The sequence below is a fragment of the Desulfofundulus sp. genome (assembly GCF_049701015.1).
Lineage (GTDB): Bacteria > Bacillota > Desulfotomaculia > Desulfotomaculales > Desulfovirgulaceae > Desulfofundulus.
Genome location: NZ_JBNATZ010000109.1, coordinates 1 through 7,958 on the forward strand (window position 1 = coordinate 1; position 7,958 = coordinate 7,958).

6 protein-coding genes are annotated in these 7,958 nt (G+C 50.6%); all 6 read left to right on the forward strand.

The window, feature by feature from the left end:
* Positions 1-564 precede the first annotated feature (564 nt).
* Positions 565-1,827, forward strand: coding sequence for a sulfate adenylyltransferase (gene sat / locus ACPLUI_RS08090; RefSeq protein ID WP_424659760.1), 1,263 nt, complete (start codon positions 565-567; stop codon positions 1,825-1,827).
* Positions 1,828-1,839: 12 nt separating this feature from the next.
* Positions 1,840-2,130 (forward strand): DUF6955 family protein, encoded by a 291-nt coding sequence (locus tag ACPLUI_RS08095; protein ID WP_424659761.1) that lies wholly within the window; start codon positions 1,840-1,842, stop codon positions 2,128-2,130.
* 105 nt (positions 2,131-2,235) lie between these two features.
* Complete coding sequence (gene aprB / locus ACPLUI_RS08100; RefSeq protein WP_424659762.1) at positions 2,236-2,676, forward strand: adenylyl-sulfate reductase subunit beta; 441 nt, start codon at positions 2,236-2,238, stop codon at positions 2,674-2,676.
* Between the two features lie 21 nt (positions 2,677-2,697).
* Positions 2,698-4,581 (forward strand): adenylyl-sulfate reductase subunit alpha, encoded by a 1,884-nt coding sequence (aprA, locus tag ACPLUI_RS08105; RefSeq protein ID WP_424659763.1) that lies wholly within the window; start codon positions 2,698-2,700, stop codon positions 4,579-4,581.
* 112 nt (positions 4,582-4,693) lie between these two features.
* Entirely contained in the window at positions 4,694-5,935 is a 1,242-nt protein-coding gene (locus ACPLUI_RS08110; RefSeq protein WP_424659764.1) for a 4Fe-4S dicluster domain-containing protein, read from the forward strand.
* A gap of 6 nt (positions 5,936-5,941) precedes the next feature.
* Positions 5,942-7,958 (forward strand): FAD-dependent oxidoreductase (locus tag ACPLUI_RS08115; RefSeq protein ID WP_424659765.1); only part of this gene is annotated, 2,017 nt, incomplete at its 3' end.

Below are 7,958 nucleotides of genomic sequence, written 5' to 3' on the forward strand. Positions count from 1 at the left end.
GCATGTCCGGTGGTGTGAGAGGACGGGGGCTAGCCGCCCCCTCCTACTCGATTAGTTAAGTGTAAATGGCAGGTAACTTGTTTACGGATCATAGTGCAAAAACTCCTGATCCAAGAAATGCTTGTCAGTATAAAGTTTTTGTGGTATAAAACAAGTGATAGCCATCACCATCACAAATTGACTTATCATACCCTGATCCCCCGCGTGTCCTGTTTCACCGGATGAAATTAAAGTTTTTTGAGTTTGATTAGCAGGAAGTCTCGTCTTTGTGTCGAATAGTACTTACCAGGTACACCGGGGTGGGTAAAAATTGCCTGGTTAACCGACCAAAGCTCCGGCAGTTATCATAACAGTCAATTGTTAAGCTTGTTAGCAGGTAGCCGACAATTTTCGCTGGGAAATAGCTGGAATATGAGTTGGATTTGATATATATAATGTTAGCGTGTTCTGTCGTGTTTCCTTATCATGATATTCCTTTTGGGAAGGGGAGGGGATAATCAAACAGGGATACTTATGGGCAGTTAGAGTTCAGTTTTAAAATCACAATTAGGAAGGAGAAGGGAAATGACCTATATTGGCCATGGCGGCAAAGAAATTGTGGAAAGGGTTATGGAACCTGAAAAAGCTGCTGAGGCAATTAAAGGTTTGACTCCGGTGCCTATCCGTGGGCAAATAGCCAGGGAAATCATAGATATTGCTTACGGGTTTTTTACGCCCCTTGAAGGATTTATGACCAGGGCTGATGTCGAAGGCGTTTGTAATGAAATGAAGCTTGCCAATGGTGTGCTCTGGCCAATCCCCATTGTGTTCGATATTTCCACCGAAGAAATCAATGAAAAGGGTATTAAAGAAGGCGACAAGCTGCTGTTGACCTATCAGGATAAGCCGATGGCCATCCTGGAAGTGGAAGAGATCTTCACTTATGATAAGCAAGAAATGGCGCAGAAGGTCTACGGCACGACGGAAGATAAACACCCCGGTGTAGCCAGGACGTATAACTACAAGGATAAGTTTATCGGTGGAAAGATTACCCTTGTCAACCCGCCCAAGATTAACCCTCCTTTCGATCAATTCTTCTTCACTCCGAAACAGCTCAGGCAGAAATTTGCCGAAAAAGGTTGGCAGCGAATCGTAGCCCATCAAACCAGAAACGTGCCCCACACAGGACACGAGTGGCTCATGAAGGGTGCCTGGTTGTCCACTCACGGTGAGCTGCCCGTAGAGAAAACACTTACCGGTGTGCTGGTCAATGCCATCATCGGCGAGAAGAGAAAAGGTGACTACATCGACGAGGCTATTGTATTGTGCCATGATGTATTGCGTAAAGCTGGTTACTTCAGGGAAGATGTGCACCTTACTTCGATTACCCTGTGGGATATGCGCTACGCCGGTCCGAAAGAAGCTGTATTCCACGCCATTTTGAGATCCAACCTTGGTTTGACCCATCACATGTTTGGCCGGGACCATGCCGGAGTGGGCACTTATTATGACCCGTACGACGCCCATAGAATATTCGACCAGATCCCCGAGGGTGCATTGAACATCAAGCCAATCCGTGTTCTTGCCTGGTGGTACTGTCCTATTTGCGGTGAGGTAACCTATTCCGGGCTTTGTGGCCACAAGGAACACAGCCAAAACTTCAGCGGCACCCTGATCAGGAGCATCATTCAAGATGGTGTCAAGCCACCTCGACTCATCTTCAGGCCCGAAGTCTTTGACCTGATTATGGAGTGTGCAGAAAAGTACGGCTTTGGTTCGGCTTTTGTTACGGACAAGTATTTGAAAGAGCGGAACCCTGTCTTCAGCCTTCCCGATATGAAGTACTAAGGAGGTGGCGAGATGTCTATTACGATTAACATCTGGATTAACGAGGAAAGATACGAGAAGCTGCAAAAAGCCGGTCTGGCAAATATGGCGGAAGAGGCACTGGCCGGTCTGAAAGTTATTAAAGTCCCCTGCACCGAGGAGCAAAAAGACAAGGTATTGAAAGTGTTCCCGACGGCCAAGTATGACTCTGCCACCACCAAGAGTATTGAGTTGCTCCCCAGAGAAGTAAAAGACAAGATCTTTGACCTGGTTGTTGAAAAGCAAAACATTGACGTGATGGATGAATTCCTCAAAAACTACTAGCATAAAGAACCAGTTAGAAGGGGAGGTGGGTAGCGGGAAGAGGGAGGTGGCTTTCTTTCCAGCGTGCCTTGATGCATTCAAAAATTAATGAGGAGGTTAGAGTTTATGCCAAGTTATGTCATCGCTGAAAAATGTGACGGCTGCAAAGGGCAGGATAAGACTGCGTGCATGTACATTTGCCCCAATGACCTGATGGTTCTGGATAAAGAAAGAATGAAGGCCTATAACCGGGATCCTCAAATGTGCTGGGAGTGCGCATGCTGCGTAAAAATCTGCCCGCAGCAGGCCATGGACCTGAGGGGTTATGCCGACTTTGTCCCCCTGGGAGCCAGCACCATTCCATTGAGAGGTTCGGAAGATATTATGTGGACTATCAAGTTCCGGAACGGTTCCATTAAACGCTTCAAGTTCCCCATCCGTACCACGCCGGAAGGATCTATCGTTCCCGATGCTGGTTTTGAGACCGGGACTGACGACTTGAAGAGCTATGTCCTGTTTACTGAACCCGGTTCCCTGGGCTGTGAAGTTCCGACCCTGAAGAAATAAATAGAAGAGGAGGTTAGGCAAATGGCAAATTTTGAAACCGTAGAAGTCAGTACTGATCTATTGATTATCGGTGGCGGTATGTCTGCTTGCGGTGCCGCCGTGGAAGCAGCCTACTGGGCAAAGAAGCACGGCCTTAAAGTCACCCTGGTGGATAAGGCCGCTATGGACCGCAGTGGTGCCGTAGCCATGGGTCTGTCCGCTATCAACCTTTATATCGGCCAGGCTGCTGGCGACAACACCGTTGAAGACTATGTGCGTTATGTCAGACAGGACCTCATGGGCATTACCCGGGAGGACCTGGTTTACAGCATCGCACGCCACGTTGACTCCACCGTGCACCTGTTTGAGAAGTGGGGTCTGCCTATCTGGAAAGACGAGAATGGCAAGTATGTACATGAAGGCCGCTGGCAGATCATGATCAACGGTGAATCCTACAAGATCATCGTTGCTGAAGCAGCCAAGAACGCTCTGAATTCCCTCGGCCCTGATAACATTTACGAGCGGGTATTCATCGTGGAGCCCCTGATGGATGGAGACCGCTGTGTTGGTGCTGTGGGCTTCAGCGTCCGCGAGAACAAGTTCTATGTCTTCAAGGCGAAAGCTGTACTGGTGGGTATGGGCGGTGCTGTGCACGTATTCCGTCCTCGTTCCACCGGTGAAGGCCTCGGCCGCTCCTGGTATCCTCCCTTTAACACCGGTTCCAGCACTTACTTCACCCTGAAGGCCGGTGCCGAAATGACCTGTCAAGAAGTGCGCTTCATTCCTGTGCGCTTCAAGGATGCCTACGGTCCTGTTGGTGCCTGGTTCCTCCTCTTCAAGTCCGTGGCCACCAACGCTCTGGGCGAGGACTACATGAAGACCCACCCGGATGTGCTTGAGCAGTATGCTCCTTATGGTCTGACCAAGCCCATCCCGGCCAACCTGAGGAACCACCTGGGACTTATCGATGAAAGAGCCGGCAAGGGCCCCATCTACATGAGGACTGAGGAAGCCATTCAGCGTCTGGCTGAAGAAATGCCTGATGAGAAACTGCGCAAGAAGAAACTCAAAGAGCTGGAAGCTGAAGCCTGGGAGGACTTCCTCGACATGACCATTTCCCAGGCCCTGCTCTGGGCGGCTACCAACACCTACCCCGAAGAAAAACCCTCTGAGATTGCTGCCTGCGAGCCTTACTTCATCGGTTCGCACTCCGGTGCTTCTGGTGCCTGGGTCAGCGGTCCGGAAGATATAGCTCCTGCTGAGTATCAGTGGGGCTACACCAATATGTCCACTGTCAAGGGTCTGTTCTGTGCCGGCGACGCTTCCGGTGCTTCCAGCCACAAGTTCTCTTCCGGTTCCTTCACTGAAGGACGGATTGCGGCCAAGTCTGCCATCCGGTTCATCGTTGAAAACAACGAAGAGCCCAAGGTTGATGCGGCCCAGATTGAAGAACTGAAGGCCAGGATCCTGAAGCCGCTGGACACCTTTGAGCAGTACAAGGGCGTAACTACCGACCCGGATGTGAACCCCAACTACATCCGTCCGAAGCAGTTCATGTTCCGCCTGCAGAAGATCATGGACGAGTATGCCGGCGGCGTCTCCAAGTCCTTCACCACCAACAAGTACCTGCTTGAAAAAGGCCTGGAACTGTTGGCTATGCTGAAGGAGGACGCAGATAAGCTGGCTGCGGAGAGCCTGCATGAACTGATGCGTTGCTGGGAGAACGTTCACAGAATGTGGCAAGCCGAGGCTCACATCAGGAGCGTGCTCTTCCGCGAAGAAACCAGGTGGCCCGGCTACTACATCAGGGCGGACTTCCCGAATCTGGACGAAGAGAACTGGAAGTGCTTCGTCAACTGCCGTTGGGACCGGAACAGCGGTCAGTGGGAAGTCTTCAAACGTCCGGTCATTTCGATTGTCGACTAACTCCAGCCCTGAAACGGCTTATCATCTGTATATGTGGGCAGAGCCGTGGCTGTTCGCGGCCACGGCTTCCCCTTATTTTTCCAAAAATTAAACTTGCGACGGTGATGAGAATATGGGTAACAAGAGCATCCTGGTGGTTGGAGGGGGAATAAGCGGGTTAACTGCTGCTATTGAGGCTTCAGAGGTTGGCTATGAAGTCTTTATTATTGAGAAAAACCCCTATCTTGGCGGCAGGGTGGCCCAGCTGAACCAGTACTTCCCCAAGCTTTGCCCCCCGAACTGCGGCCTGGAGATCAACTTCCGCAGGATCAAGAGCAATCCTAAAATTCGCTTCCTGACCATGGCCGAGGTTACAGGTGTTTCCGGTCAGGAGGGGGATTTTGAAGTCAAGGTAAAAGTCAACCCCCGTTATGTAAATGAAAATTGTACTGCCTGCGGCAAGTGTGTAGAGGTATGTCCTGCAGAAAGAAAGAATACCTTTAACTACGGTTTCGACAGCACGAGGGCTATTTATTTGCCTCATCTATTTGCCTTCCCTATGAAATATGTTATTGATGCAGATGCCTGTTCGAGGTGCAATAAGTGTACTGAAGTGTGTCCGGCTAACGCGATTGATCTCAACATGGAACCCAAGGAGATGACCCTGCGGGTTGGTTCCATTATATGGGCTACCGGGTGGAACCCTTATGATGCCTCAAAGATTGGATATTACGGTTTTGGCCAGTATCAAAATGTGATCACCAACGTCATGCTGGAGAGATTGGCTGCTTCCAATGGTCCCACCCAGGGCAGGATCCTGCGCCCATCCGATGGCAAACCTGTGGAACGGGTCGCTTTTGTGCAGTGTGCCGGTTCCAGGGATGAAAATCACCTGCCTTATTGCTCCGGTATTTGTTGTCTTGCGTCTTTAAAGCAGGCAACCTATATTCTTGAGCGGAATCCCAATGCCCAGGTTTACATTTATTTCATTGATATCAGGGCGCTGGGCAAATATGAAGACTTTTACTTGAAAGTAAAAGATAATCCGAATATTCACTTAGTTAAAGGGAAGGCTGGCGACATTACAGAAGATCCCGCTACCAGGGATTTAACTGTGGTGGTGGAAGACCAGACTACCCAGAAGCTGTTGAAAGAGAAATTTGACCTGGTTGTGCTTGCCACAGGAATGGCACCGGCTACCAGGGAGGAAAAAGCACCTGCGGATTTAGTTTACGATGAGAATGGTTTTGTGGTCGGCGGTGCACCCGGCATATATAGCGCGGGTTGCGTGAGCAGACCGATGGACGTAGCTTCCTGTGTCGAAGATGCGACCGCCGCTGCCCTCAAGGCTATTCAATCGACGGTGGGGAGGTAATTGACGGTGGACAAGAAGCTGGCGGTTTATATATGCACCGGTTGTGGTATTGGGGAAGCCCTGGATATTGAGGCTCTCTCAAAAGTTGCCACCAAGGAGTACAAGGCGCCTGTTTGTAAATCCCACCCCTTCCTTTGTGGGGATGAAGGTGTTGCGCTCATTAAGCAGGATATGGAAGGGGAAGGGGTTAATACGATTGTAATTGCAGCCTGTTCCATGCGGGTAAATTATGATGTATTTAATTTCCCAAACACGATCGTGGAAAGAGTCAACTTGAGGGAACAGTGCGTATGGTGTCATCCGGCCAATGATGAGGATACCCAGATGCTGGCAGAGGACAGCCTGCGCATGGGTATTGTCAAAGCCCAGCAATCAGCCCTGCCTGAACCTTTTCAGGCGGAAAACCTGTCCAGGAATGTGCTGGTAGTTGGCGGGGGATTGGCGGGGTTGACAGCTGCATTGGAAGCCGCCCGGGCTGGCTATAAAACCGTGCTGGTGGAAAAGAACCCGTCTCTCGGTGGCTGGGTTAAAAAGCTATACAAGCAGGTTGGCCTGAAGCCCCCTTATAGCGAACTCGAAGATACCGGTATTGAAAATCTGATCAAACAAATAGAAGAAAACCCTGATATTACAGTATATAAAGGTGCACAAATTGAGAAAATTGCCGGTGCTCCCGGTATGTTTGATGTAGAGATCAGGCAGAACGGCAGCCTGGCTACTGAAAGAGTGGGCTCCATCGTTCTGGCAACCGGTGCTGTGGCTTATGATGCCACCAAACTGGCACATCTCGGTTTTGGCCAGTACCCGAATGTGATTACCGGTGAGATGTTTGAAGAGATGGTGGCCAGGGGCGAATTTAAACGCCCGTCCGATGGCGGAGAAGTCAAGAGCGTTGCTTTTATTCTTTGTGCTGGTTCCCGTGATAAGGAGCATTTGCCATACTGTTCGGCTATCTGCTGCACTGAATCTTTAAAGCAAGCTCTCTATGTTAAGGAAAAAGATCCCGAAGCTACCGTATATATTTTCTATAAAGACATGCGTGCCCCGGGCAACTATGAGTTTCTGTACCAGCGGGTACAAAAGGAAGGTGCTCTCTTCTTTAGAGGGGAACTTGCCGGTATTGAGGAAGACGGCGGGAATCTGGTGGTTGAGTTCGATGATGTGCTGGTAGGGGAGCGGGTGAGGACGGAACCCGTAGACTTGGTGGTGCTGGCAACCGGTATGGTGCCTACCACTGCGATTGGAGAAAGGCTTACCGTGCAGGCGGACCAGCAGGGCAAAGAATCGGAACCGCCGGCAGATGAAATCATTAAGTCGAATATCCTGAACCTGGAATACCGGCAAGGTCCCGAATTGCCCACTTTAAAATACGGCTTTGCAGATTCGCATTTTATCTGTTTCCCCTACGAAACCCGCCGGACGGGCATTTACACTGCCGGCAGCGTACGGGCCCCTATGGATATTCCATCAACTATAAGAGATGCTACCGGGGCCGCACTCAAAGCTATCCAGTGTATTGAGCTGACGGCTCAGGGTTCGGCAGTACACCCGCGTGTATGGGATCTGTCCTACCCGGAATTCTTCATGCAGAGATGCACCCAGTGCAAGCGGTGTACAGTTGAGTGTCCCTTTGGGGCCATTAACGAAGATGAAAAGGCCAATCCTCTGCCCAATCCCACCCGGTGCCGCCGTTGTGGTACCTGTATGGGTGCCTGTCCGGAGCGTATCATTTCCTTCAAGAACTACTCGGTACCGATGATCGGCAACATGGTGAAGGCCATCGAGGTGCCCGAAGAGGACGAGGAAAAACCGAGAATACTCGTCTTTGCCTGTGAAAACGATGCCTACCCGGCTCTGGATATGGCAGGCATCAACCGTTTGACCATCAGCCCGTGGGTCCGCATCATACCGGTCAGGTGCCTTGGCTCCATGAACCTCATATGGATTGCCGATGCTCTGTCCAAGGGTATTGACGGCATCCTGCTTCTGGGTTGCAAGCACGGTGATGATTACCAGTGCCACT

Excerpts from the sequence above, each read along its gene's own strand:
- ACPLUI_RS08095 (WP_424659761.1), top strand. The coding sequence starts at position 1,840 with ATGTCTATTACGATTAACATCTGGATTAACGAGGAAAGATACGAGAAG.
- ACPLUI_RS08110 (WP_424659764.1), top strand. The coding sequence starts at position 4,694 with ATGGGTAACAAGAGCATCCTGGTGGTTGGAGGGGGAATAAGCGGGTTA.
- aprA (WP_424659763.1), top strand. The coding sequence starts at position 2,698 with ATGGCAAATTTTGAAACCGTAGAAGTCAGTACTGATCTATTGATTATC.
- aprB (WP_424659762.1), top strand. The coding sequence starts at position 2,236 with ATGCCAAGTTATGTCATCGCTGAAAAATGTGACGGCTGCAAAGGGCAG.
- sat (WP_424659760.1), top strand. The coding sequence starts at position 565 with ATGACCTATATTGGCCATGGCGGCAAAGAAATTGTGGAAAGGGTTATG.